Here is a 24,176-nt window from a genome sequence, read left to right on the forward strand (position 1 = left end):
CCACCACTACCCGGGGGTGTGCGGTGTCGGTAGCGCTGGGCCATGCCCGGCGGCGTTGATGGTGCCGGCCGCTGGCCGGCCTCCGCGATGGCACGGGAGCGTGTCGACCAAGGTCGACACCTATCAGGGCACCAGCCTTCAGCCCACCTTCGAGGGGCCCGTGCGCCAGCGGCTGGGTACCAGGCCGAAACGTTTGCGGAATGCAGCGGCGAAGTTGCTGGGGTGGCGGTAACCACTGGCGGCGGCGGCCTGCTCAACTGTCCATCCGTCTTCGCGCAGTCCCTGTTCGGCGTGGCGCATGCGCTGCTCGTGCAGGTAGTCGAATACCGAGCAGCCGTACTGCTGGGCGAAATGACGGCGCAGCGAGCTCGGGCTCATGCAGGCCAACTGGGCCAGTTCGATCAGACTGTGGGCATGGCTGGGATCGTCGTGCAGGTAGGCGCGCACACGCTCCAGCCGCTCGCGCTGGCCCGCGCGCAGCGTTCGTACATGGTCGGTCTGCAGATCCTCGGCCTTCAGGCCAACGGCCAGCAGCTGCAGTGCGACGCCTTCGCGCCACAAGGCGTCGATGCCGTCCTCCCATGGGCTGTCGAACAGCTGGCCCAGCACTGGCAGCAGGGTATGCGGAATGGCCCAGTGGCGGCATTCCAGGTGCGTGTTGAGCGCGGTTTCCAGCTGCGGCAGATGGAACAGGTCCGGGTCGATCTGGCCGGGCACCATCACGCTGACGCCGCGCATGCGCGTTTCGCCGGGATGCGCACCCGTCATCTCGACCTGTTCGCGGTGGTGCGCGGTCATTGCCGTGCCAGCGCGCAGGGTGAAACCAGCGCGTCGCGGAATGCGCACATCGACCTGGCCCTGCAGCATCACGCGGATGGCCAGGCCGGGACTCTGATGGGCGGTCGCCACATAAGGAAAGCGATTATGGACGTCGGAGGCGATCAGGCTCATGCCGCCGCGCAGGAACTGCTCGTTGACCTCGCCATGGCCGGCCCACTGGTCGTCGCGCAGGTGTTCCGGGTCGGTGCGGTAATCGAAGCCATGGCGGTGGCCGAAGCGGCGGTAATCAGCAAAAGTGAAATATCGGGACATCGCTCGGCACGTGCTTTGGAGGTGGACGCTGGCATTACCTCGCCCACGCACTCTGCAACACAGATGCAGATCCGGTCGTTACCCGTGAGACATGCTGGGAAGCAGTGGCATGGGCACTCTGGAGGGTGGGGGGAACACCAGGTTGAATTGAATGTGTCGGAGAAAATGGAAACGTTTCCCATTGTCGCCTCGATTCGCGCGCTTTTGATTTAAATATGGTCAAAACGATTGACGATTACGGCCAAAGTGAAAATGCCGCCGAACATACGCCAGCGTTTTGCATGCATAACCGTACGCAATTCCATACATCAACTTGAGTTGAGGTTTCATGGCTGGAACGATCCGCCATGGACGCGATGTCAGCCAGGCCATCACGGGCGCACGCGTAGGGTGGGGCGGTTGGCTGTTGCAGGCCACTTCGATACCCCCACTGATGGAGAACGCAGATGATTGACTACCAGCTCACCGGCAAGACCGCGATCGTGACCGGCGGCGTGTCCGGTATCGGCTTGGCCGTGGCGCAGACCCTGGCGGCGTCCGGCGCGCGGATCTCGGTCTGGGATCTGAAGCAGGATGCGGTCGATGCCACCGTGGCGCAGTTGCGGGATGCGGGTGCACAGGCCATCGGCATCGCGCTGGACGTCACCGACGACGCTGCGGTGGAGGCGGCAGTGCAGCGCACGATCAAGGAACTCGACGGCCTGCATGTGGCGGTCAACAACGCCGGTATCGGCGGGCCGGCTGCCAGCAGCGGTGACTATCCGGTCGATGGCTGGCAGCGGGTTATCGACGTCAACCTCACCAGCGTGTTCCTGTGCCAGCGTGCGCAGATCCAGGCGATGCGAGCCGCTGGAACCGGCGGCAGCATCATCAACATGGCCTCGATCCTGGGCCAGGTGGGCTATGCCGGTTCCACTGCGTACGTGGCGGCCAAGCACGGCGTGGTTGGGCTGACCCAGACCGCCGCCTGGGAACATGCGGCCGACGGCATCCGTGTCAACGCGGTCGGCCCGGGCTTCATCAGCACACCGCTGTTGGAGAAGATGGACCCGAAGGTGCGCGCCACGCTGGAAGGCCGCCATGCATTGAAGCGGCTGGGCACGGCCGAGGAAGTTGCGGCGCTGGTGGCCTGGCTGGCCAGCGACGATGCCTCGTTCGCGACCGGCGCGTACTACGCCATCGATGGTGGCTATCTGGCGCAATGATGCGGTAATCGCAGGCGACGGTGATGCCGGGCAGGGCCCGGCGCTGCCGGGTGAACGGGCTGTGGTGCGGCCTTCACCGTTGTGCCACGGCTGCCGCGCGACGCTCCGGGAAAATCCCGGAGCCTCTCCCATGGAACTCACCCAGGATGTCTCGATCCTGCTGCGCGTGGCCGCAGCCATGTTGTTCGGCGGCGTGCTCGGCGTCGAGCGCGAGATGGGCAAGCACGCGGCGGGCCTGCGCACGCACATGCTGATCGCCGGTGCCGCCGCACTGATTGTCGGCCTCGGCGACTCGGTGGCTGAGCATTTCCAGCAGGAGCGCTATCGCGACCTGCTGCAGGTCGACCCGGTCCGTCTGATCGAAGCGGTGGTGGCCTGTGTTGGCTTCGTTGCCGCTGGCACCATCCTGCGCGGCTCACGCGAAGACCAGGTCAGCGGATTGACTACCGCAAGCTCACTGATCATGGCGGCGGCCATTGGCATCGCCGTGGGCATCGGTAAATACGTGATTGCGATCGGCGTCAGCGTGCTGTGCGTGCTGGTGCTGGCGGTGATGCGGCGGTTGGAGAAACGGATCTCGTAAGGAATCTCGAGTTGCCGGCCAGCGGCCGGCATTACCATGGCGGCCTGAATGGTCGGACCAATATGACATCTAGCGCTATGGTCTAATAGGCTCTTCGTCGGAGTGGCGGTTAAATCCGCTGCAAGTGGTCTGATCGAAATCTTTATTGGTACGACCAATGTTCGACAGTCACGGCGACCCACCGCCTGCGGTGGGGCACCTTCCGCATCCAGTCGAGAGTCTTCATGCAGCCCTGGCAACACCTGTACGACCCCGCCGGCAACCTGTGGTTGTCCAGCCTGATCGCGCTGCTGCCGATCGCGTTCTTCTTCATTGCCCTGGCCGTGCTGCGCATGAAGGGCTGGCTGGCCGGCACGATCACCGTGGCCATCGCACTCGGCGTGGCCCTGCTGTTCTACGGCATGCCGCTGAGCCAGGCGCTTGGCGCGGCCGGCTTCGGCTTCGTCTATGGCCTGTGGCCGATCGCCTGGATCATCATCGGCGCGGTGTTCCTGTACAAGGTCTCGGTCAAGACCGGCCAGTTCGACATCATCCGCGCCTCGATCCTGTCGGTTACCGAAGACCAGCGGTTGCAGATGCTGATGGTCGGCTTCGCCTTCGGTGCCTTCCTGGAAGGCGCGGCCGGGTTCGGTGCGCCGGTGGCGATCACCGCCGCGCTGCTGGTCGGGCTGGGCTTCAAGCCGCTGTATGCCGCCGGCCTGTGCCTGATCGTCAATACCGCGCCAGTGGCGTTCGGCGCGATGGGCATTCCGATCATCGTGGCAGGGCAGGTGACTGGCCTGGATGCCTTCGAGATCGGCCAGATGGCGGGCCGCCAGCTGCCGTTCCTGACCATCATCGTGCTGTTCTGGATCATGGCCATCATGGATGGCTGGCGTGGCATCAAGGAAACCTGGCCGGCGGTGCTGGTCGCGGGTGGCTCGTTCGCTATCGCACAGTACCTCACCTCCAATTTCATCGGCCCGGAACTGCCGGACATCACCGCGTCGCTGGCGTCGCTGGTGTGCCTGACCCTGTTCCTGCGTCGCTGGAAGCCGGTGCGGATCTTCCGCTTCGATACCGAAACCAGCGCCGAGGCGGCCGCACAGGCACTGGAAACGCCCCGCTACAGCGTTGGCCAGATCGCCAAGGCGTGGTCGCCGTTCCTGATCCTCACCGCGATGGTCACGCTGTGGAGCATCAAGCCGTTCAAGTCGCTGTTCGCGGCGGGTGGCCCGCTGGAAAGCTGGGTGCTCAAGATCCCGGTGCCGGGCCTGGACCAGATGGTGCAGAAGATGCCGCCGATCGTGGATGCACCGTTGAGCTACGAAGCCGTCTACAAGTTCGACTGGTTCTCGGCCACCGGTACCTCGATCATCCTCGCTGCGGTGATCGCGATCATCGCGCTGCGCATGCCGGTCCGTTCGGCGCTGCGCACCTTCGGCGAAACCGTGCGCGAGCTGCGCATGCCGATCTACTCGATCGGCATGGTGCTCGCCTTCGCCTTCATCGCCAACTATTCGGGCCTGTCGGCGACGCTGGCGCTGGCATTGGCGCACACCGGCGACGCGTTTCCGTTCTTCTCGCCGTTCCTGGGCTGGCTGGGCGTGTTCCTGACCGGTTCGGATACCTCGTCCAATGCGCTGTTCTCGGCCCTGCAGGCAACCACCGCGCAGCAGATCGGCGTGTCCGACGTGCTGCTGGTGGCGGCCAACACCACTGGCGGTGTCACCGGCAAGATGATCTCGCCGCAGTCGATCGCCATTGCCTGCGCAGCGGTCGGCCTGGCCGGCAAGGAATCGGACCTGTTCCGTTTCACGGTCAAGCACAGCCTGATCTTCACCACGATGGTCGGCCTGATCACCCTGGCCCAGGCCTACTGGCTGACCTGGATGATTCCCTGAGCCATGCACGGTTGGCCGACCACCCGCTGCGCGCTTCGGGCCACAATGGCGCCATGAGCACGCAACGCATTTCCGACAAGGTGGCCGCACAGTTGCGCGGCCTGGTGCATGAACAACAGCTGCAGCCCGGTGACCGGCTGCCGGCCGAGCGTACCCTGGCGGTGCAGCTGGGGGTCTCGCGCACGGCGTTGCGCGAAGCCATCGCGCAGCTGGCCAGCCAGGGCCTGCTGACCGCACGCGTCGGTGGCGGCACCTATGTAGCCGAACCTGCGGCGCGCGCGCGGCAGGCGCTGGATGAACCGCTGGCGCCGTACCTGCCGCTGTTCCAGGGCGACCCGGAATACCGCTTCGACGTGCTGGAGATCCGCCACGCGCTGGAAGGTGCCACCGCCTGGCATGCCGCATTGCGCGCTACCGACGAGGACCGCACGCGCATCGCGCAGGCCTTCCAGACCATGATGGACGCGCACGGCAAGGACGACCCCACCGGCGAAGCGGAGGCCGACGCGGCTTTTCATCTGTCCATCGCCGAGGCCTCGCACAACCTGGTGCTGCTGCAGGTGATGCGCGGCCTGTTCGAGCTGCTGCAGACCAACATCTCGCAGAGCCGTGAAAAGCTCTACACCTCGGCGAGGACCTTCTCGCCGCTGTCCGACCAGCACCGCGAGATGATGGACGCGGTGCTGGCAGGCGACCCCGAACGCGCGCGCGCCGCCGCGCATGCCCACCTCGAGTTCGTGCACACCACGCTGCGCACCCTCGATGACAACGAAGCCCGGCGTGCGCGGGCCTCGCGTCTACCTTCCCCACACGGTTGACCCCATGATCATCTCCGCCTCCACCGATTACCGTGCCGCAGCGCAACGCCGGCTGCCGCCGTTCCTGTTCCACTACATCGATGGCGGCGCGTATGCCGAGCACACGCTGAAGCGCAACGTTTCCGACCTGTCCGACATCGCGCTGCGCCAGCGCATCCTGCGCAACATGTCCGACCTGAGCCTGGAAACCGAGCTGTTCGGCGAAAAGCTGGCAATGCCGGTGGCGCTGGCGCCGGTTGGGCTGACCGGCATGTATGCCCGGCGCGGTGAAGTACAGGCAGCGCGCGCGGCCGACAGCCGCGGCATCCCGTTCACCCTGTCCACCGTATCGGTGTGCCCGATCGAGGAAGTGGCACCGGCCATCCAGCGGCCGATGTGGTTCCAGCTGTATGTGCTGCGCGACCGCGGCTTCATGCGCAATGCGCTGGAGCGGGCACAGGCCGCGGGCGTGACCACGCTGGTGTTCACCGTGGACATGCCGGTGCCGGGTGCGCGCTACCGCGATGCACACTCCGGCATGAGCGGCCCGAACGCCTCGCTGCGCCGCATCGGCCAGGCCATCACCCATCCGCACTGGGCGTGGGACGTGGGCCTGTTCGGCCGCCCGCATGATCTGGGCAACATTTCCACCTACCGCGGCAACCCGACCGGGCTGGAGGACTACATCGGCTGGCTGGGCAGCAACTTCGATCCGTCCATTTCGTGGAAGGACCTGGAGTGGATCCGCGAGTTCTGGAAGGGGCCGATGGTGATCAAGGGCATCCTCGACCCGGATGATGCGCGTGACGCGGTGAAGTTCGGTGCCGATGGCATCGTGGTCTCCAACCACGGTGGCCGCCAGCTGGACGGCGTGCTGTCCACCGCGCGCGCACTGCCGGCGATTGCCGATGCCGTGCAGGGTGATCTGAAGATCCTCGCCGATTCGGGCATCCGCACCGGCCTGGACGTGGTGCGCATGCTGGCATTGGGCGCCGACACCGTGCTGCTGGGCCGTGCCTTCGTCTATGCGCTCGCCGCCCAGGGCGAGGCCGGCGTGGCCAACCTGCTGGACCTGATCGCCAAGGAAATGCGCGTGGCGATGACACTGACCGGCGCGCGCCGCATCGCCGACATCGGCCGCGATTCGCTGGTCAGCCTGCCATGAGTGGCCACGATGCCGTGCTGGCGCAGTTGCGCGACGCGGTCGGCAACCGCCATGTACTGACCGGCGACAAGGCCACGCGCCGCTTCCGCCGTGGCTATCGTTTCGGCGACGGCCCGGTGCTGGCCGTAGTGCGCCCGGGTACGCTGCTGGAACTGTGGCGCGTGCTGCAGGCAGCGGTGCAGGGTGGGGCGGCGATCATCCTGCAGGCGGCCAATACCGGCCTGACCGGTGGCTCGACCCCGGATGGCAACGACTACGGGCGGCCGATCGTGCTGGTCAGCACGCTGCGCCTGACCGGTATCCAGCTGTTGAACGAAGGCCGCCAGGTGCTGTGCCTGCCCGGCGCCACGCTGGACCGGCTGGAGCAGACGCTGGCACCGCTCGGCCGCGAACCACATTCGGTGATCGGCTCGTCCTGCATCGGTGCGTCGGTGCTGGGCGGCATCTGCAACAACTCCGGCGGCGCGCTGGTGCGCCGTGGCCCGGCCTATACCGAGCTGGCGCTGTATGCGCAGGTCGATGCGGATGGCCAGCTGCAACTGGTCAACCATCTGGGCATCGCGCTGGGCGATACGCCCGAGCAGATCCTGCAGCGCCTGCAGGTGGGCGACTACAGCGCGGCGGATGTCGGCAATGGCAACGGCCGTGCGGCCTCCGATCCCCGCTATGCCGAGGAAGTGCGCAAGGTCGATGCCGATACGCCGGCGCGTTTCAACGCCGACCCCAGCCGCCACTTCGAAGCGGCCGGTTCGGCCGGCAAGCTTGCGGTGTTCGCGGTGCGCCTGGACACCTTCGAGAAGGAGGCCGCCGAGGTCTTCTACATCGGCAGCAACCGCACCGGCAGCCTGACCGCGATCCGTCGCCAGCTGCTGACCGGCTTCGAGCGCCTGCCGATTGCCGGCGAATACATCCACCGCGATGCCTATGACATCGGCGAGCGCTACGGCAAGGACAGCTTCCTGCTGATCGACCGCCTTGGCACTTCCCGCGTGCCCGCCGCGTTCGCGTTGAAGAGCCGTGTCGATGGCTGGTTCGAGCGGTTGGGCCTGCGCGGCGTGACCGACCGTGTGATGCAGGTGCTGACGGGCCTGCTGCCCTCGCACCTGCCCAAGCGCATGGGTGAGTTCCGCCAGCGCTATGAGCATCACCTGCTGCTGAAGGTGTCCGCGCAGGACGCAGCGCAAACCGAAGCCTGGCTGCGCGATTTCTTCGCTGGCCACGAAGGCGGCTATTTCCACTGCACGGCGGAGGAGGGGCGCAAGGCGTTCCTGCATCGCTTTGCCGTGGCCGGTGCCGCAGTGCGCTACCGCGAAGTGCATCGTGACCAGGTGCAGGACATCGTCGCGCTGGACATCGCGCTGCGACGTGACGACGCCGACTGGTTCGAACAGCTACCGGCGGATATCGACGGCCGCCTGCTGCACAAGCTGTATTACGGGCACTTCCTCTGCCACGTGTTCCACCAGGACTACATCGCCCGCAAAGGTGAAGACCCGATGGCGATCGAGCATGCGATGTGGGCATTGTTGGACCAGCGGGGCGCCGAGTATCCGGCCGAGCACAATGTCGGCCACCTGTATCCGGCCAAGCCGGCGCTGGCGGGCTTCTACAGGCAGCTGGACCCGAGCAATACGTTCAATCCCGGTATCGGCCAGACCTCGAAGGCCAAGGGGTGGGGTGGCTGCGACTGCGGATGATGTAGAGCCGAGCCGGCGCTTGGCTGGTGTTTGTGGTGAGAAGCAGTCGAGCAGGGCTCGACGCCGCCCGGGCAGCAGTTACCATCGGAGGCCCATACGCAGGAGTCGTCCATGCCCACCGCTGCCGCCCGCGCCACCCTGTGCACTGCATTGCTGGCGATCCCGCTGCTGGCGCTGGCCCAGAGCGCGATCCTGCCGCAGCAGCGCGATGCCGCCGGCAACGTGATGGAGCCGCTGGGGCAGGTGCTGATCGCGAGTGAGACTGGGCCGTCGGGGCTTTATGACTGCACGCGGGACGGCAACTGGTGCGTGCGCGTGCAGCCGGTCGCTGAGGAGGGTGACCGGCCGACCGTGCTGGAAGTGCTTGAGAAGGGGCCGGGCCAGGGCAAGCCTCACACCTACCACGTCAGCATCGACGTGCCGCAGGAAAGCGAGCTGTCGCTGTGGCCGTGGATCGTGCGCCTGGCCCCGGGCGTGGGCAGCGATGAAATAGTGACCGACCCGCAGCAGCGCACCCGCCAGAATGTGCTGGTGGGCGGCATCGTCACGTTCAGCACCATGTACTCCGGTGGCGGTGCCGACGCGTCCACGCTGCAGTTGGCACGCGTGCGCCACCTGCAGGACGACATCCAGGTGGACGATGATGTGCTGACCCTGCCATGGCGGGGTAACGCGATGATCCGCGCCTGTTTCAGCGAACAGGACAGCAAGCAGCGCGCAGGCGCCTGTCACGACGAGTACGGCTTCTCGGCGAAGCTGGCGCTGGATACGGCTGCCGAGGGCATGCCCGTGCTGCGCTACCAGACCGTGGCGACCCGGTTCCCGGCCGGTGTTTCGCGCTTCGAGGATTCGCTGGCCAAGGGGCCGCTGAAGAAGAAAGACCTGCGCACCGAGCAGGATCCGGCGTGCACCTATACGCGGTTGTTCCACTTCCGCGAGGGCATGTTCCACCCGGACCAGGCGCTGCCGGACTGCGCCGGCTATACCGAACCCTGAAGTGTAGAGTCGAGCCATGCTCGACTCGGGTTCTCGCGTGGCCCGGCCGCAGAGCAGCCGAGCGTGGGCTCGGCTCTACAAAAACTGAGGCGGCGCTTACTCGCAGCGGGTGGCGGTGATGACGTTGTCCTTGTCCACGAACACGCGCAGGCGGTCCTGGCGGATGTCCTTGGTGGTGATGGTGCTGGGGCCGATCGGGTTGACCAGGCCGGCACCACTCTCGCGGGACAGGCGGCGGATGTTGGCCTCATTGGCCGGCTGGCCGATCGCCCAGCCCAGCTGGCTGGCGTCGCAGCGGCCGCTGCCTTTGACTTCCGGGCCAGGGGTGCTGACGCAGGCCGACAGCAGCAGGGCAGAGGCCGGCAGCAACAGGGACAGACGGAATGCAGACATGCGAGCGCTCCTGCGCAGGGGAAGATGGCGGGAACGATAGCACCGAGCGTGCGAAAGGCGTCAGCGCCCCGGTCATTGCCGGCACAGCGTGGCCGTTGCATAGTAGGAGGAATGGCTGGCAGTACGCCAGCGGGCAGGCCGGGCCTTTCCGGCGCAGGTGTTGGATACGGTATGACGGCAGGCGGTTTCCGCGGCAAGGACAAGACGATGACGGCGCTGGCGTTGTCGTTGCTGGGCGTGGCGTTTGCCGCCTCCGCTGCCGATCCGGAACCCGTGCCGGTCGAATCCCCGGTATTCGGCGCCTGGCGCAACCTGCAGACTGAAGCGGGCTACGCGCCTGCGCAGCGCAATCTGGCGTTTGCCATGCTGCCGCAGGCGGCCACCCGCGGTGACCGTTTCGCCATCCTCGACCGTGAGGGCAAGCGCGCGGTGTGCTGCCTGCAGGTGGCCAGCCCCTCGCTGGGCGTGGCCGCGCTGCGCGAGCAGTACCACCTGCCGCAGGCCTGGGTGACCGACCTGAGCAATGGCCGCAGCCCCGCACGTCCCTATGTGCCGCACGTCTATGCGATGCAGCGGGTGGACGAACTGGCCGACTACAGCTTCGCCGATGTGCCTGGGGCCTACAGCGACCTGGGTGGGCTGCTGATTCCGGAAGGTGCCGCGCTGGATGTGGACGGCAGCGCCGTGCGCCTGGGGGACACCCGCTACCGGCTGCATTTCCAGCGTCAGCCGCACGCCGATGACGACGGCGCGCTGGATCGCTACAGCCTGCAGGCGGGTGAGGGCGAGGCACCGATCGTGGTTGAAGTGCCGTTCGGCACCTACTGATTGCAGCTTCGCACTGGCTAGAATGCAGCGCGGCGCTGTCTGCCGTGCCTGCTCCGTGAGTCGTTTCCGTGTCCTTGCGCCCCTTCCTGCTGCCGTCCCTGCTGTTGTTGTCCGCCTGTGCCAGCGCGCCGCCGCCGCCGGCCCATTCCGACGCGTTATGGCGATTGATCGAACGTGACTGCCAGGGCGCCGAAGGTCCACGCGGCGACTGCCTGCGCGTGGAGACGGCCGCGGATCGCCGCGATGTGCTGGTCAAGGACGCGCACGGCGACTACCAGTTCCTGCTGATGCCGCTGGACAAGGTCAGCGGTATCGAGAACCGCCGCCTGTACCAGCGTGGTGCACCGAACTACTTCGCTGCAGCCTGGCAGGCGCGCAGCCACACCGAACAGGCCTTGCGGCAACCGCTGCCGCGCAACGTCGCCAGCCTGGCCTTGGACTCGCCGCACGGCCGGTCACAGCACCAGCTGCATATCCATGTGGATTGCCTGCGTGCCGACGTGCTGCAGGCGCTGGACACGCATGCTGCCGCCCTCGGCAGCCGCTGGGCACCGTTGCCGGTGCTGCTGCGCGGCCATCAGTACCAGGCCCGCCTGCTGCCGGGCGCGGAACTGACCGCCAATCCGCTCAATCTGTTGGCCTATGACCTCGCTGGCGTGGACGACGTGGGCCAGTGGAGCCTGGTCGTGGCCGGCCGGGACGAGGTGCAGGGCGGCCCGGGCTTCATTCTGCTGGCGACCCGTGTGGACGCCGGCACCGGCAACGAGGCCAGCGCTGAAGAGCTGCAGGACCACGCCTGCTCGGTGTTGACCGGCGCAGGCGCGTCGCTGGAGCGGGTCCGCTAACCCTGGGGCTGCTGGCGGCTTCGCCAGACCGGTGCGGTCAGCGCCAGCAGCTGGCGATCCTGCCAGCCCTCCAGGTCCAGATGATGGTCGCGCAGCAGGCCTTCCTGCTCGAAGCCGAAGGCGTGCAGCGCAGTGGCGAACGGGTCATTGCAGTCCGGTGGCAGCATCACGAACAGGCGATGCAGGCCGACATCCTCGAACAGGAACGGGCACAGCGCCCGCAGCGCCGCGTCGGTATGCGGGTGCCAGTGTTGCAGCGACAGCAACTCGGCGCTGCGCGCATGCAGCGACTGCAGGCGAATGTGCAGCTGATCCAGCACCGTGCCGTGTTCGTCGTCGAACACCCCCAGCAGCAGCTGGTCGTTGTCCTGCTCCAGACGCGAGCGATGCATGTGGGCGAGAAAGCGTGCCTCCTCGTCGATGTCGCCGGGGTGACGGCGGCCGCGCCGGCGGCGGTCATCGAACAGGCGCCAGCGCGGCAGGTCGGTACGCTGGAAGGGGCGCAGGGTGACCGGTGCGGCCTGCAGCTGCAGCAGGTGACGGCGCAGTACCGGGCGCAACGGGGGAAGGAGGGAGGTGGGATACGGAGTCATCATCCCCGGCACGATGGCCGTGCCCGCAGCGCCACACCATTCAAAACATTGCAAAAGTGTGGCGAATGGCACTGCGGGTCTGATTCGGTTCAGGCATAAGGCCATCAGGCCTGGTCATTTCCGTTGCCCCCCCCCATTCAGGACACTTTCGTTACGGGATCGTTATGTGCCGCACAGGCCGCTGTCCCGTACCACCACCCGCCAAACTCCCCAGGAAGCCCATGTCCGCCTCCCACAAGGCGCTGCGCCCGCGTCCGCTGGTGCTCGCACTGTCGTCCCTGATGCTGGTCTCACTGCCGGCCTTCGCGCAGGAAAGCGCACCCACCACATTGCAGGAAGTGAAGGTCACCGGCTCGCGTATTCCGCGCGCCAGTGTGGAGGGGCCCTCGCCGGTGACGGTGATCAGCCGGGAGCAGATCGATGCACAGGGCTACCGCAATGCCTTCGATGCGCTGAGCGCGCTGACCGAGAACACCGGCAACGTGCAGGGCGAGGACTTCGGCAATACCTTCACCCCGGCCGCCAACACCATCAACCTGCGCGGGCTGGGCCCGAACCGCACGCTGGTGCTGGTCAACGGCCGCCGCCAGGCCGACTACCCGCTGGCCTACGAGGGCTCGGTGAACGTGGTCAACCTGGCCAACATCCCCAGTGCGCTGATCGAGCGCATCGAGGTGCTGGCGGCCGGTGCGTCGGCGGTGTACGGCTCCGATGCCATCGCCGGCGTGGTCAACATCATCCTCAAGGACCGTTTTGAGGGTGTGGACGTGAACGTGCGCGCCGGCGGCACCCAGCAGGGCGGTGGCGACAACCAGCGCGCGCAGGTGGTCGGTGGCAGTTCCGGCGAGCGTTGGGATGCGCTGTTCGGCTTCGAGTTCGATGTGCGCAAGGCGATCCATGCGCGCCAGCGCGACTTCATGGATTCGCTGGATGATGACCCGGCCGGCAAGGCGCCACAGGCGACCGCGATCGCCTATCGCCGCAATGCTGCCACCGGCCGCAACATCGATCCGGGCGTCAGCGGCTGCGACGCAGCGTCGGAGATCTATGGCGGCAGCGTGTTCCGCGCCAACAACCCGCGCCAGGGCTGGTACTGCGGCAGCAACGAGGCCGCCGCCAGCTACTGGACCGTGCAGACCCAGAAGCGCAACCTCAACGGCTACGGTCTGTTGACCTTCCACGTCAACGAGACCACCGACCTGTTCGCTGATGTCGCCGTGGGCAGCGCGCGCATCTACAACAACACGCGTGCGCCGACCTGGACCTCGGCGCGCAACTACTTCTACAACCAGACCACCGGCAATCTGGAAAGCTGGTACCGCCGCTTCGCGCCGGAGGAAATCGGCGGCCTGCCGCGCAATGCCAACCGCTTCCTGGAAAACTCGTGGTCGTTCAACGTCGGCGCACGTGGCCAGATCGGTGACAGTGGCTGGGACTATGAGGCGGTCTACAGCCGCTCGCGTTACGAGAACCGCACCCGCCGCCCGGTGCTGCTGGCCGGCATCAACGAATACCTGCTGGGTCCGAAGCTGGGCGTACGCAATGGCGTTGAGGTCTATGCGCCGGACCCGGCACGCCTGTTCAAGCCGTTGACCCCAAACGAATACGAGGGCCTGTCCGACTACCAGGAAAGCCGCAATGCGGCATGGCTGCAGACCTTCAGCGCCAGCGTCAACGGCCGCCTGTTCGCGCTGCCCGGTGGCGACGCTGCATTGGCAGCGGTGGTCGAAGCCGGCAGCCAGGGCTACCGCAACCGCCCGGACCCGCGCCTGGGAACCGGCGAGTTCTGGAACACCAGTGCAGGCGTCGGCGCCGGTGGCGAGCGTGACCGCTACGCCGCAGGTGTGGAGCTGCAGTTGCCGCTGCTGCAGTCGCTGACCACCACGCTGGCCGGCCGTTACGACCAGTACCGTGCGGGTGGCGAGCACATCGGCAAGGCGACCTGGAGCGTTGGCGTCGAGTTCCGTCCGATCGAGAGCCTGCTGATCCGTGGTACGGCGGCGACCAGTTTCCGGGCGCCGGACATGAACTATGTGTTCGCGACGGAGACGCGCGGTTACAACCCGGGCATGACCGACTACTGGCGCTGCCGCACCGCAGGCCAGTCGTACGACAACTGTGACTACAACGGCCTGTCGATCGACTACAGCAACCGCGCCAATGCGCAGCTGCAGCCGGAATCGGCCAAGTCCTATGGCTTCGGCGTGGTCTGGTCGCCGCTGTCTGGCCTGGATTTCAGTGCCGACTACTACGACATCCGCATCGACAACGAGGTGACCAGCCTCGATACCAGCCGCATCCTGCGTGACGAGGCCGATTGCCGCCTGGGCCGCACGCTGGGCGGCGAAGCGCGCGATATCGGTTCACCGCTGTGCCAGGACGCGCTGTCTCGGGTGATCCGCAACCCGTCCAACGCAACCGTGCAGCCGGACCAGGTGACCCGTGTGCTGATCAATCCGATCAACGCCGCCTCCGAATCGGTTCGTGGCCTGGACCTGAAGGGCAACTGGCGTTTCGATGCCGGCCGTTATGGCCGCTTCACCACGCGCCTGGCCTACACGGTGGTGCTGGAGCACAAATACCGGCAGTTCTCCGATGATCCGGAGCGTGACATCCGCAATTCGCTGGATGACTACCAGTGGCGCAGCAAGGCCAACGGCAGCATCACCTGGAACCAGGGTGACTGGACCACCACGCTGTACGGCAACCGCTTCGGCTCGCTGCCGAAGACAGATGGCAGTGGCCGCATCGCGCCGTATATGACGTACAACGCCAGCGTGTTCCGCCAGTTCGGCGAGAACCTGTCGGTGGGCGTGATCGTCAACAACCTGCGCGACAGCCGCCCGCCGGCGGACAAGAACGGAGGCGGCTGGCCGTTCTACCCGGTCGGCAATTACGACCCGTACGGCCGCCAGTACTGGGTGCAGCTGGATTACCGGTTCCGTTGATCCGGCAGGCGAACGAAAGGCCCGGCATTGCCGGGCTTTTCTTTGTGCAGTGCACCGGTGCTGCCGCTGCGCGCGTGGCATGCTGTGGCGATACCCGGAGGATGATGCGCATGGATGCCAGAGTGTGGAGTGTGATTGCCGTGCTGGCCATTGCCGGTTGCAGCAGCAAGCAGGCGGCCAGTGTGGACGATGCTGCGGAGGCGGCCAGCGCCGCGCCCGTGCCGTCTCTTTCCAACGCAGTGACCGATGCTGGATCAGCGCGCGTGCCAACGGCATCGACGCGTGCGACGGCCGGGCAAGGGCCTGCGGATCTGGAGGGACACTTCCTTGAGGGCGAGCGCTTGCTGTTGACTGAAGGAGCACTGTCGGCGGAAAAGAGCGACGTGATCCTGGGCTCGGACAACGCCTTTGCGCAGGCGATCAGCCAGTTCGAGCAGGATGCGGCGGGCCACCCGGAAGTGCAGGACCTGACCCGGCTCTACAGGACGGCTGCGACCCGGCTCATCGGCAGCGACGGCACGCTGGTGTCTTTTGCCTGTGGCTACAGCCTGTGTGTCGGCGAGATCCGCAGCCGCACCGATGAGGATTTCAGCGCCTGGTCCGAGGCGATCGGCATGGACAAGGCGAGTCCGGCCTACAGCCTGACCACGGCACCGATGACGTGGGGCAGGGACCAGCACGGTGGGCGTTTCGTGTTCTCGGTGGACCCGGCCGCCAACGCCATCACGGGTCGGTAGCGGCGGGACATGCCCGGGACCCACTGCGCGTTACGGCAGCGCCTGCTGCAGGTATGACTCGATGACGTAGCTGAAAGGCTGCTGCTGGCGGTCGCGCAACAAGGCACGCACCTCGAGGATCACGCCGTGATCGCCTTCGCCCCGCGGCGGCCAGAACGTCTGGTCAGCCAGGGTCTGGCGCTGGAAACCGAGCGGGCCGACCACGCGACCGAACGGCTCGTCGGTGCTGTCCAGCACCTGGTTCATGGCCGGGCTGAGGTGGCCGGGCAGGTACCAGTTGTCGGCCTCGGACAGCACGCGGCTGCCGCAGACCAACTGTACGCGGCGATAGCGCAGTTCGGTACCCGGCGTCGCGCCCAGCGACTGCAGAACGTCGGCGGGGGCCGGCTTGTCCTGGCCGTGTATGCGCACGGCGCGCACCCGCGCCTGTTCGGCCAGGCCGTGCTCGGCGCACCAGTGTTCCAGCGTGGCGGTGGCGCTCTGCCCGGACAGCACGCGCTGGTGCAGGCGCTCGACCAGTGCAGCCGGGGCGATGCGCTGCTGGCCCGGCGGCGACTGCAGCGGCGCAGCCGCCGCAGCATCAGTGGCTGACAGGCTGGCGATCGGGGCGGCGGCAAGCAGGGACGCGGCCTGCCAGCGGCGGAGACGATCGTGGCGGTCGGACGGGCCCATGCGGCTTCACAGCGGAGACAGGCGCCCATGTTACCCGTTCAGGGCTGTGCACGGCGTGGCTGCGACCGGTTGTCGCAGGGGTAGTCATCGTTCTGGTGAATGTATGCCATCCAGATATTTCGTTGGCCGATGGCTGCGGCGAGGCGCACGATGGCGCCATTCTTGGCATTCCGGGAGTTCCCGATGACCCTCCAGTTCGTCCATGGCGGTGTCGACCGCGACGGTGCGCCACTGCACTTCCATATCCGTGATGGCCGCATCAGCAGCCTCAATGGCGAGGCCGTGCCGACAGAAGGGGCGGAATGCGTCAACCTGCAGGGGTTCGCGGTGCTGCCCGGGCTGGTCGACGGCCACATCCACCTCGACAAAAGCTTCGTCGGCGACCATTGGCACCCGCATCAGCCGGTGAACAGCCTGCGGGAGCGGCTGGCGGTGGAGAAGGCGGCGGTGGCGGGTGCGGCACCGATGGTGGACCGTGCCGAGGCGCTGATCCGCCAATGCAGTGCTTTCGGTACGGTGGCGATGCGCTGCCATGTCGATATCGACGCCAGCACCGGTCTCGGCCATCTCGAGGCAGTACGCGAGGCGGCGTTGCGCTGTGCCGACATCATGCGCATCCAGCTGGTGGCATTCCCGCAGGCCGGGGTGATGTCCTGTCCGGGTACCGCCACCGTACTGGAGCAGGCGCTTGCTGCGGGCGTGGAAGTGCTCGGCGGCATCGACCCCACCACGCTCGATGGTGATGCCGAAGGCCAGCTGGCGCTGTTGTTCGCTCTGGCCGAGCGCTACGGTGTGCAGCTGGACATCCATCTGCACGAGCCCGGCGAAACCGGTCTGGCGCAGCTGCTGCGCATCGCTGCGCGTACCCGGGCCGCCGGCCTGCAGGGGCGTGTTGCGGTCAGCCATGCCTATTCGCTGGGCGACGTGCCGCTGGCGCGCGCGCTGCAGGTGGGCGAAGCATTGGCCACCGCGGGTGTGGCGATCATGAGCAACGCGCCGGGGGATCATCCGTTCCCGCCGCTGCGCGCGCTGCATGATGCCGGTGTGCGCGTGTTCGCAGGCAACGACAACATCCGTGACTGCTGGTGGCCGTATGGCAATGGCGACCTGCTGCAGCGGGCGATGCTGCTGGGCTACCGGTCCGGCTTCTACACCGATGCCGACCTGATGCTGGCGCTGGACATGGTCACCACCCATGCCGCGCAGGCGATCGGCCTGCCGCAGCATGGTATTGCCGAAGGCCGGCCGGCGACCTTCGTGGCCGTGCGTGCCGACCACGGCCCGGCGGCCGTGGCTGCGGTGCCGCTGGAGCGCCGCGTGGTGGTCGACGGCCGCTGGCTCTAGATCCACGCCGCGCAACCCCCTGTAGTGCCGAGCCATGCTCGGCGACCTTTCAGGCGTAATCGTCGGCGCGGGTGGCGATGAATTCCTCAAGCCACGCCAGCAGATGGGCGATGTCGATGATCTCGCCCTGCTCGACGCGCTTGAGCAGCAGCGTGCTGGCGCCGATCTGCAGGCTGCTGTCGGCATAGCGCAGCACCGCGTCGATGCCCCAGGCATCGGTCACCTGCATCCAGGCCAGGCCCGGCACGCGCTGGGCCAGGGTGTCACCGAAGGCCACGCCCAGTGCTTCCCAGCCTTCGCAGTCGTCACGATCGATCAGCTCCGCATCGACCACGCGCTGCAGGGTGGTGGCCGCCAGCGGCCACTGCACCGGCAACGTCGGAAAGCCGGCGGCCACGCGCGCGGCGATCAGCGAACGCTGGTGCTGCAGATGCGTCTGCAGGGCAGCGGGCAGGGGATCGAAACGGGTGGGGATTTCGTCGGACATGGCAAGGCGCCGTGGGGCACGGAAACATCAGGCACTCTACGAGCCGATGTTGCCGGCCGTGCGGCCGGATTGACCATGTTTCGATGCGTGATGCGCGAAGTTCATCCACGCGTGGCGTGGACCTACCGTGGTCAATCCGGTTCGCGTTGTACCTGCCGCCACAGCTCGCTGGCCAGCGCACGCACGGCATCATCAGCGTCCGGGCGATGCAGCAGGCCGATCTCGTAGTTGTCGATCACCGGCAGCTCACGCTCGCCATCGATGATGCGGTGCTCGCGGCTGACCGCGCGGCGCGGCAGCAGGCTGATGCCGATGCCATCGGCCACGGCGCCCTGGATGCCACTGAGCGACGAGCTGGTGAAGGCGATGCGCCAGCGCAGGCCCAGCGCTTCCACGGCGTGGATCATCTCGTCGCGGTACAGCCCACGCGGCGGGAACGTGACCAGTGGCAGCGGGTCCTGCTGCAGGCAGCTGCTGCGCAGGCTGTCGATCCAGTGCATCGGCTCGCGCCGGCAATGCACCGCCTGGCGGCTGTTGCGGCGCTGCTTGACCAGCACCAGATCCAGCTCGCCGTGGTCGAAGCCCTGCGCCAGGTCACGGCTGAGGCCGCTGCTGATCTCCAGCTTCACCTGCGGATGGCGGCGGCTGAAAGCGGCCAGCATGCGCGTGGTCTGCGGGTTGACGAAATCCTCGGGCACGCCGATGCGGACGGCGGTCTCCACCGTCGCACCGGCCAGCGCCTGTGCCATTTCCTCGTTCAGGTCGAGCATGCGCCGCGCGTAGCCGAGCAGGGTGTGGCCGGCGTCGGTGGGGTGCACATCGCGGTGGCCGCGTTCGAGCAGGCGATGCCCGGCCAGTTCCTCCAGCCGGCGTACCTTCTGGCTGACCGTGGATTGTGTCGAATGCAGGCGCGTGGCCGCCGTGGTGAAGCTGCCGCAGTCGGCCACCATCACCAGCGCCCGCAGCAGGTCCAGTTCGAACAGGGTTCTATTCGATTTGGCACTGTCTTGCATTTGAACATTTCACTTCTGGATACCCAAGCCGACTTCTACCATGCAGGGCAGGGGCCGGCAATGCCCGGCTGTTGCTACCGTCGCCCGGTGCTCCGTGGCGACGGACATGAGGAGTCACTGTCATGCGCGTCCATCATTCCGCTGGCTGGCCTGCGCCCTTCACGCGCGTGCTGCTGTTGTGCCTGCTGGCCATGGTCACCCCCGCCTGCACCGCCACGTCCCGGGCCGACGCAGACGCGCGCCTGCGGGATGCTGCCAGCCGCGGCGACGCCGATGCAGTGCGACAGGCGATCGAGGATGGCGCCACGCTGGAGGCGCGCGATGGCCAGGGCCGCACCGCGCTGCTGCTGGCCACGCACGGCAACAACGTGGATGCCGCGCGCGAGCTGATCGAAGCCGGTGCCGACGTCAATGCCAAGGACGCGATGCAGGACAGCGCCTACCTGTACGCCGGTGCGCGTGGCCTGGATGAGATCCTGGCGATGACCCTGGCGCATGGCGCCGATCTGCGCAGCACCAACCGCTATGGCGGCACCGCGCTGATTCCGGCCGCCGAGCGTGGCCACGTCGCCACCGTACGTACGCTGTTGCGCGCGGGCGTGGCGGTGGACCATGTCAACCGCCTGCACTGGACCGCGCTGCTGGAAGCGATCCTGCTCGGCGATGGCGGTGCGCGCCACGTGCAGATCGTGCAGCTGCTGCTGGAGGCCGGTGCCGACCCGGAGCTTGCCGACGGCGATGGCGTGACGCCGCTGACGCACGCGCGCCAGCGCGGCTATACCGGAATTGAGACCCTGCTGCGCCAGCACGGCGCGGTGCGCTGAATGCAAACCCCTTCCACCCGCACGCTGGGCGTGCCCATCAGGATGCTGTCCATGTTCCGTTCCCGTCCGTTGTCCCTTGCCATCCTCCTTGCGGTAGCACCGCTGTCGGCCTCTGCCGCCGAGCGCGCCGACCTGCTGATCCGCAATGCCACCGTGGTCGATGTCGAGCACGCCAGCACCCTGGCCGGGCAGAGCGTGGTGATCCGCGACGAGGACATCGTCGCCGTCGGTCCAGATGCGCAGCTGCGCAGCCAATGGAGCGCGGCCCGCCAGATCGACGCCAAGGGCAAGTACCTGATCCCGGGGCTGTGGGACATGCACGTGCATTTCGGCGGTGGCCCGGCGCTGATCGAAGAGAACAAGGCACTGCTGCCGCTGTACATCGCGCACGGCATCACCACCGTGCGTGATTGTTCCGGCGATCTGCCCGAGCAGGTGCTGCAGTGGCGTGGCGAAATCGCCAAGGGCACGCTGTTCGGCCCGCGCCTGCTCAGTTCCGGCGCGAAGATCGAGGGCATCAAGCCGGTGTGGAAGGGCACGATCGAAGTGGGCAGCGAGACCGACGTCGACAAGGTGATTACCCGACTGCAGCACGACAAGGTCGATTTCGTGAAGATCACCGACAGCACGCTGACGCCGGAACTGTTCCTGTACTCGGCCAGCGCTGCGCGAAAGGCCGGCTTCAAGGCCTCGGGCCACATTCCAATGGCGCTGACCGTGGAGCAGGCGGTCGATGCCGGCCTGGCCTCGATCGAGCATCTGGACTACGCATTCAAGGCCGGCAGCAAGGACGAAGCGCAGATCGCCGCCGACTTCGGCGCCGGGCGCATCGATCGCGCCGAAGCCAATCGCCGCCTCGACGCCAGCTTCGACCGTGACACCGCAATGCGGGCCTACCGTGATTTCGCCAAGCGTGGCGTATTCGTGACCCCGACCCTCAACGGCGGCCGCATCCTCGACTTCCTCGACCAGGATGACCACGCCAACGACCCGTACCTGGCCTACATCGGCCCGGGCCTGCGCGCGACCTACCAGTGGCGCGTGGACCGCGCGGCGAAGGCGACGCCGGCGCAGATCGAAGCGCGCCACGCGCAGTACCACCAGGTGGCCGCAGTGCTGCCGATGCTGCAGGAGGCCGGCGTGACGATCATCGCCGGTACCGATGCGGGCTTCCTCAATTCGTTCAATTTCCCGGGCATCGCCCTGCACCAGGAGCTGCAGCTGTTCGTGAAGGAGGGCCTGAGCTCGCCGCAGGCGCTGTCGGCCGCCACCCGTTCCGGCCCGGCCTGGTTCGGCCAGATGGACCGCTACGGTGGCGTTGCACAGGGCAAGGCTGCCGATCTGGTGCTGCTGACCGCCAACCCGCTGCAGGACATCGCCGCCACCGAGAAGATCGACAGCGTGATCCTGCGCGGCAACGTGTATGACCGCGCTGCGCTGGACAGGATGTTGGCTGATACCAGGGCCAAGGTCGCGGCGTGGAATGCGGAGGCGGCGAAGGCCAATTGAGGGTGGGGCGGGGCGGAATCCACGCAACGCATGGCGTGGATCTACCGGTTGCCGTCCGGGCATCCATACCCGCGATCAGCAGTAGATCCACGCCATGCGTGGATGATGCGGCCGATGACCTAACGCGGTGCCGGCCGCATGCCATGCAGCTGCGGCAGTGCGGCCTTCATCGCACCGATGAAGGCGCGCAGCCGCGGCGGCTGCTGGCGCGCGGCCGGAAACACGACATGCACCGGCAGTGCCGGCGGCTGCCAGTCCGGCAGCAGCTGCACCAGCCGCCCTTGGGCGAGGTCGTCGGCCACCAGCCAAGCCGAGACCACCGCTGCGCCCAACCCGGCGCGTGCAGCCTGCTGCACCACGAACAGGTTGTCGCTGAGCAGGCGCGGGCTGATCGAAAGGGTATGCGCGCGCCCCTGCGCGTCATGCAGCAGCAGGCGTTCGCGGTAGTAGGTGACCAGCGAGATCCATGGCAGTGCCTGCGCCTGTTCCGGCGTACTGACCGCCGTGACGTCCACCAGCGAGGGCGCTGCCACGACGATGCGCGGCACTTCGGCCAGCGGCAGTGCCACCATGCGCGGTTCGTCGACCGGTCCCACACGCACCGCGCAGTCGATGCCTTCGGCGATGAAATCCGGGCGACGATCTTCCAGGATCCACTCCAGGCTCAGCTGTGGGTGCTGGGCGAGGAACGCGAGCATGGTCGGTAGCAGCTGCGCCTGGCCAAAGGCATGCGGCACCATCACCCGCAGGCGTCCGCGCAGCGTTTCCGGTTCGCCGTTCAGTTCGGCCTGCAGCGACTCCCATTCGTCGACCACGCGTTGCGCATGGCGCTGGCAGCGCAGGCCATCCTCGGTCAGTTGCAGGCCATGGGTGGAGCGCAGCAGCAGGCGCAGGCCGAGCTGCCGCTCCAATGCCTGCAGGCGTCGGCTGACCGTTGGCTGGGTGGTGCCCAGCTGCGCGGCTGCGGCAGACAGGCTGCCGGCATCGACGATGCGCAGGAAGGTGCGCAGCAGATCCAGGCGATCAGCGCCAGCGGTGAGGTCGGTCATGCGTATGACGTATGAATGATATGTATTTCAGCCTACTACAGACGTTGGGCGAATGCGGGCAGGATACGTCCACTTCTTCCACCGGACTCCCCCATGTCTACCCCTTCGCTGTCCGTCGCCGCCGCACCCGCGACTGCACCCTCCACCCCGCTGGTGCTGGCAATGGCGGCCGGCGCCGGCTTCTCGGTCGCCTCGCTCTATTACAGCCAGCCGATGCTGGGCCTGATCGCCCAGGACCTCGGCGCGGGTGAGCGCGCCGCTGGCCTGGTACCGACCCTGACCCAGCTTGGCTATGCAATGGGCATCCTGCTGCTGGCGCCGCTGGGTGACCGGTTCGACCGCCGCAACCTGATCCTGTTGAAATCTGCATTGCTGGCACTGGCATTGGGTGCTGCAGCGATGGCCGGGCACCTGCCGGGCCTGCTGATGGCCAGCCTGCTGGTCGGGCTGATGGCCACGCTGGCGCAGGACATCGTGCCGGCCGCTGCGGTGCTGGCACCGGATGCGCAGCGCGGGCAGATCGTCGGCCGGGTAATGACCGGCTTGTTGCTGGGCATCCTGTTGTCGCGCGTGGTCAGTGGTGTGGTGGCTGAAGCGTGGGGTTGGCGCACGCAGTTCGTACTGGCTGCGGTATCGGTGGCGGCGATGGGCGCGGTGATGGCGCGTGCGCTGCCGCGTTTCGCACCGACCAGCACGCTGCGCTATCCGGCGTTGCTGGGCTCATTGCTGGCGTTGTGGCGCGAGCAGCCGCAGCTGCGCCGTGCGGTGGCCAGCCAGTCGCTGCTGGCGGTGGGTTTCAGTGCATTCTGGTCGACCCTGGCGCTGATGCTGCATGCTCGTCTGGGCCTGGGCAGTGCGGCGGCGGGTGCGTTCGGTATTGCGGGTGCGGCCGGTGCACTGGCCGCACCATTTGCGGGTCGATTCGCCGATCGCTTGGGTTGCCATGCAGTGGCGCGGCTGGCGATCGCGGTGGCGTTGCTGGGCTTCGGCCTGCTGCTGGCCGAGTCCTGGCTGCCGGCCGCCGCGCTGCTGCCGCTGCTGGTGGTGAGTGCGCTGCTGTTCGACTTCGGCTTCCAGTCGGCGCTGGTGGCGCACCAGACGCTGGTCTACGGCCTGGTGCCGCCGGCACGCAGCCGGCTCAATGCGTTGCTGTTCACCGGCATGTTCATCGGCATGGCTGCCGGTGGTGCGCTGGGCAGCCTGGCGCTGGCGCAGTGGGGGTGGCACGGCGTGGCCTGGCTGGCGGTGGTGTGTGCGGGCGGCAGCCTGCTGCTGCGTTTGAAGTAGGGGTGGTGTTCGGCAGGGCTTGCAGCCCTGCACCTGCTGGAGGCAACAGCAACAGCAACAGCAACAGCAACAGCAACGGCAACGGCAACGGCGGGGTTCCTGTAGGTAGGCGGGGTGGGTCCGGTTGCGGGGGACGCCGTGAATCCCCTGTCCGGCCCAACCGCTGGCGGCTGTGCGTTCGGGCGCTTGCGAAGCAATGCTTCGCAAGCGAAGCGCCCTCACCCATGGA

Annotated in this window: 22 protein-coding genes; 15 read left to right on the top strand and 7 right to left on the bottom strand. The window is 67.2% G+C overall.

All coding sequences use genetic code 11. From position 1 onward, the window contains the following. Window positions 1-138: 138 nt before the first annotated feature. A complete protein-coding gene (locus tag ACTJJM_RS19905; protein ID WP_423161648.1) occupies window positions 139-1,092 on the bottom strand; it encodes a helix-turn-helix transcriptional regulator in 954 nt (317 codons plus the stop codon). A gap of 446 nt (window positions 1,093-1,538) precedes the next feature. Here ACTJJM_RS19905 and ACTJJM_RS19910 point away from each other — a divergent pair, with 446 nt between their 5' ends. From ACTJJM_RS19910 to ACTJJM_RS19940, 7 genes are all read left to right on the top strand, one after another. Beyond that, window positions 1,539-2,297 carry an SDR family NAD(P)-dependent oxidoreductase gene (locus ACTJJM_RS19910; RefSeq protein ID WP_440865913.1) on the top strand — a complete coding sequence of 253 codons (759 nt, stop codon included), beginning with the start codon at window positions 1,539-1,541 and terminating at the stop codon, window positions 2,295-2,297. Window positions 2,298-2,427: 130 nt separating this feature from the next. Further along, window positions 2,428-2,880 carry an MgtC/SapB family protein gene (locus tag ACTJJM_RS19915; RefSeq protein ID WP_005410036.1) on the top strand — a complete coding sequence of 151 codons (453 nt, stop codon included), beginning with the start codon at window positions 2,428-2,430 and terminating at the stop codon, window positions 2,878-2,880. Between the two features lie 224 nt (window positions 2,881-3,104). Beyond that, on the top strand, window positions 3,105-4,763 hold the full coding sequence (lldP, locus tag ACTJJM_RS19920; RefSeq protein WP_100446029.1) for an L-lactate permease: 1,659 nt from the start codon (window positions 3,105-3,107) through the stop codon (window positions 4,761-4,763). A gap of 53 nt (window positions 4,764-4,816) precedes the next feature. Then, window positions 4,817-5,581 carry a transcriptional regulator LldR gene (gene lldR / locus ACTJJM_RS19925; RefSeq protein ID WP_029379987.1) on the top strand — a complete coding sequence of 255 codons (765 nt, stop codon included), beginning with the start codon at window positions 4,817-4,819 and terminating at the stop codon, window positions 5,579-5,581. Window positions 5,582-5,585: 4 nt separating this feature from the next. After that, a complete protein-coding gene (gene lldD / locus ACTJJM_RS19930) occupies window positions 5,586-6,725 on the top strand; it encodes an FMN-dependent L-lactate dehydrogenase LldD (RefSeq protein ID WP_010485059.1) in 1,140 nt (379 codons plus the stop codon). Next, complete coding sequence (gene dld / locus ACTJJM_RS19935; RefSeq protein ID WP_349744165.1) at window positions 6,722-8,422, top strand: D-lactate dehydrogenase; 1,701 nt, start codon at window positions 6,722-6,724, stop codon at window positions 8,420-8,422. Before lldD ends, dld begins: the two co-directional genes overlap by 4 nt. 111 nt (window positions 8,423-8,533) lie before the next feature. After that, window positions 8,534-9,418 carry a hypothetical protein gene (locus ACTJJM_RS19940; protein ID WP_440865914.1) on the top strand — a complete coding sequence of 295 codons (885 nt, stop codon included), beginning with the start codon at window positions 8,534-8,536 and terminating at the stop codon, window positions 9,416-9,418. A gap of 96 nt (window positions 9,419-9,514) precedes the next feature. On the opposite strand, the gene ACTJJM_RS19945 is transcribed toward ACTJJM_RS19940, so the two are convergent. Next, window positions 9,515-9,811, bottom strand: coding sequence for an I78 family peptidase inhibitor (locus tag ACTJJM_RS19945; protein ID WP_440865915.1), 297 nt, complete (start codon window positions 9,809-9,811; stop codon window positions 9,515-9,517). Between the two features lie 171 nt (window positions 9,812-9,982). On the opposite strand from ACTJJM_RS19945, the gene ACTJJM_RS19950 reads away from it, so the two are divergent. Both ACTJJM_RS19950 and ACTJJM_RS19955 read left to right on the top strand, forming a co-directional pair. Then, window positions 9,983-10,639, top strand: coding sequence for a hypothetical protein (locus ACTJJM_RS19950; RefSeq protein ID WP_043401991.1), 657 nt, complete (start codon window positions 9,983-9,985; stop codon window positions 10,637-10,639). A 68-nt stretch (window positions 10,640-10,707) separates the two neighbouring features. Then, complete coding sequence (locus ACTJJM_RS19955) at window positions 10,708-11,484, top strand: CDP-diacylglycerol diphosphatase (RefSeq protein WP_440865916.1); 777 nt, start codon at window positions 10,708-10,710, stop codon at window positions 11,482-11,484. On the opposite strand, the gene ACTJJM_RS19960 is transcribed toward ACTJJM_RS19955, so the two are convergent. Beyond that, entirely contained in the window at window positions 11,481-12,080 is a 600-nt protein-coding gene (locus tag ACTJJM_RS19960; RefSeq protein ID WP_019337893.1) for a GNAT family N-acetyltransferase, read from the bottom strand. The two genes, ACTJJM_RS19955 and ACTJJM_RS19960, sit on opposite strands and share 4 nt — an antisense overlap. 218 nt (window positions 12,081-12,298) lie before the next feature. Between ACTJJM_RS19960 and ACTJJM_RS19965 the strand changes: the two genes are divergently transcribed. Next, window positions 12,299-15,025 (top strand): TonB-dependent receptor plug domain-containing protein, encoded by a 2,727-nt coding sequence (locus ACTJJM_RS19965; RefSeq protein ID WP_019337892.1) that lies wholly within the window; start codon window positions 12,299-12,301, stop codon window positions 15,023-15,025. A gap of 140 nt (window positions 15,026-15,165) precedes the next feature. Next, entirely contained in the window at window positions 15,166-15,762 is a 597-nt protein-coding gene (locus tag ACTJJM_RS19970) for a hypothetical protein (RefSeq protein WP_313412315.1), read from the top strand. Window positions 15,763-15,792: 30 nt separating this feature from the next. Here the strand turns inward: ACTJJM_RS19970 and ACTJJM_RS19975 are convergent, their stop codons facing one another. Then, on the bottom strand, window positions 15,793-16,434 hold the full coding sequence (locus ACTJJM_RS19975) for a hypothetical protein (RefSeq protein ID WP_043401982.1): 642 nt from the start codon (window positions 16,432-16,434) through the stop codon (window positions 15,793-15,795). 183 nt (window positions 16,435-16,617) lie between these two features. On the opposite strand from ACTJJM_RS19975, the gene ACTJJM_RS19980 reads away from it, so the two are divergent. Continuing rightward, window positions 16,618-17,778, top strand: coding sequence for an amidohydrolase family protein (locus ACTJJM_RS19980; protein WP_329766735.1), 1,161 nt, complete (start codon window positions 16,618-16,620; stop codon window positions 17,776-17,778). Between the two features lie 49 nt (window positions 17,779-17,827). Here ACTJJM_RS19980 and ACTJJM_RS19985 read toward each other — a convergent pair whose 3' ends face one another. Together ACTJJM_RS19985 and ACTJJM_RS19990 are read right to left on the bottom strand one after the other, a co-directional pair. Then, complete coding sequence (locus ACTJJM_RS19985; protein WP_010485084.1) at window positions 17,828-18,265, bottom strand: DUF3806 domain-containing protein; 438 nt, start codon at window positions 18,263-18,265, stop codon at window positions 17,828-17,830. 131 nt (window positions 18,266-18,396) lie between these two features. Then, a complete protein-coding gene (locus tag ACTJJM_RS19990) occupies window positions 18,397-19,278 on the bottom strand; it encodes a LysR substrate-binding domain-containing protein (RefSeq protein ID WP_010485086.1) in 882 nt (293 codons plus the stop codon). 122 nt (window positions 19,279-19,400) lie between these two features. Between ACTJJM_RS19990 and ACTJJM_RS19995 the strand changes: the two genes are divergently transcribed. Next, window positions 19,401-20,102: an ankyrin repeat domain-containing protein gene (locus ACTJJM_RS19995; RefSeq protein ID WP_019660204.1), complete on the top strand. Its 702-nt coding sequence runs from the start codon at window positions 19,401-19,403 to the stop codon at window positions 20,100-20,102. 51 nt (window positions 20,103-20,153) lie between these two features. Further along, window positions 20,154-21,611 (top strand): amidohydrolase family protein, encoded by a 1,458-nt coding sequence (locus ACTJJM_RS20000; protein WP_341925053.1) that lies wholly within the window; start codon window positions 20,154-20,156, stop codon window positions 21,609-21,611. A 119-nt stretch (window positions 21,612-21,730) separates the two neighbouring features. Here ACTJJM_RS20000 and ACTJJM_RS20005 read toward each other — a convergent pair whose 3' ends face one another. Continuing rightward, window positions 21,731-22,660: a LysR family transcriptional regulator gene (locus ACTJJM_RS20005; protein WP_241874044.1), complete on the bottom strand. Its 930-nt coding sequence runs from the start codon at window positions 22,658-22,660 to the stop codon at window positions 21,731-21,733. A gap of 93 nt (window positions 22,661-22,753) precedes the next feature. Between ACTJJM_RS20005 and ACTJJM_RS20010 the strand changes: the two genes are divergently transcribed. Next, window positions 22,754-23,947: an MFS transporter gene (locus ACTJJM_RS20010; RefSeq protein ID WP_071305367.1), complete on the top strand. Its 1,194-nt coding sequence runs from the start codon at window positions 22,754-22,756 to the stop codon at window positions 23,945-23,947. The last annotated feature ends 229 nt before the right edge of the window (window positions 23,948-24,176 follow it).

This window comes from Stenotrophomonas sp. 22692, assembly GCF_052045015.1.
Taxonomy (GTDB): Bacteria; Pseudomonadota; Gammaproteobacteria; order Xanthomonadales; family Xanthomonadaceae; genus Stenotrophomonas; species Stenotrophomonas geniculata.

Excerpts from the sequence above, each read along its gene's own strand:
- ACTJJM_RS19905 (WP_423161648.1), bottom strand. The coding sequence starts at position 1,092 with ATGTCCCGATATTTCACTTTTGCTGATTACCGCCGCTTCGGCCACCGC.
- ACTJJM_RS19910 (WP_440865913.1), top strand. The coding sequence starts at position 1,539 with ATGATTGACTACCAGCTCACCGGCAAGACCGCGATCGTGACCGGCGGC.
- ACTJJM_RS19915 (WP_005410036.1), top strand. The coding sequence starts at position 2,428 with ATGGAACTCACCCAGGATGTCTCGATCCTGCTGCGCGTGGCCGCAGCC.
- lldP (WP_100446029.1), top strand. The coding sequence starts at position 3,105 with ATGCAGCCCTGGCAACACCTGTACGACCCCGCCGGCAACCTGTGGTTG.
- lldR (WP_029379987.1), top strand. The coding sequence starts at position 4,817 with ATGAGCACGCAACGCATTTCCGACAAGGTGGCCGCACAGTTGCGCGGC.
- lldD (WP_010485059.1), top strand. The coding sequence starts at position 5,586 with ATGATCATCTCCGCCTCCACCGATTACCGTGCCGCAGCGCAACGCCGG.
- dld (WP_349744165.1), top strand. The coding sequence starts at position 6,722 with ATGAGTGGCCACGATGCCGTGCTGGCGCAGTTGCGCGACGCGGTCGGC.
- ACTJJM_RS19940 (WP_440865914.1), top strand. The coding sequence starts at position 8,534 with ATGCCCACCGCTGCCGCCCGCGCCACCCTGTGCACTGCATTGCTGGCG.
- ACTJJM_RS19945 (WP_440865915.1), bottom strand. The coding sequence starts at position 9,811 with ATGTCTGCATTCCGTCTGTCCCTGTTGCTGCCGGCCTCTGCCCTGCTG.
- ACTJJM_RS19950 (WP_043401991.1), top strand. The coding sequence starts at position 9,983 with ATGACGGCAGGCGGTTTCCGCGGCAAGGACAAGACGATGACGGCGCTG.
- ACTJJM_RS19960 (WP_019337893.1), bottom strand. The coding sequence starts at position 12,080 with ATGATGACTCCGTATCCCACCTCCCTCCTTCCCCCGTTGCGCCCGGTA.
- ACTJJM_RS19965 (WP_019337892.1), top strand. The coding sequence starts at position 12,299 with ATGTCCGCCTCCCACAAGGCGCTGCGCCCGCGTCCGCTGGTGCTCGCA.
- ACTJJM_RS19975 (WP_043401982.1), bottom strand. The coding sequence starts at position 16,434 with ATGGGCCCGTCCGACCGCCACGATCGTCTCCGCCGCTGGCAGGCCGCG.
- ACTJJM_RS19980 (WP_329766735.1), top strand. The coding sequence starts at position 16,618 with ATGACCCTCCAGTTCGTCCATGGCGGTGTCGACCGCGACGGTGCGCCA.
- ACTJJM_RS19985 (WP_010485084.1), bottom strand. The coding sequence starts at position 18,265 with ATGTCCGACGAAATCCCCACCCGTTTCGATCCCCTGCCCGCTGCCCTG.
- ACTJJM_RS19990 (WP_010485086.1), bottom strand. The coding sequence starts at position 19,278 with ATGCAAGACAGTGCCAAATCGAATAGAACCCTGTTCGAACTGGACCTG.
- ACTJJM_RS19995 (WP_019660204.1), top strand. The coding sequence starts at position 19,401 with ATGCGCGTCCATCATTCCGCTGGCTGGCCTGCGCCCTTCACGCGCGTG.
- ACTJJM_RS20000 (WP_341925053.1), top strand. The coding sequence starts at position 20,154 with ATGTTCCGTTCCCGTCCGTTGTCCCTTGCCATCCTCCTTGCGGTAGCA.
- ACTJJM_RS20005 (WP_241874044.1), bottom strand. The coding sequence starts at position 22,660 with ATGACCGACCTCACCGCTGGCGCTGATCGCCTGGATCTGCTGCGCACC.
- ACTJJM_RS20010 (WP_071305367.1), top strand. The coding sequence starts at position 22,754 with ATGTCTACCCCTTCGCTGTCCGTCGCCGCCGCACCCGCGACTGCACCC.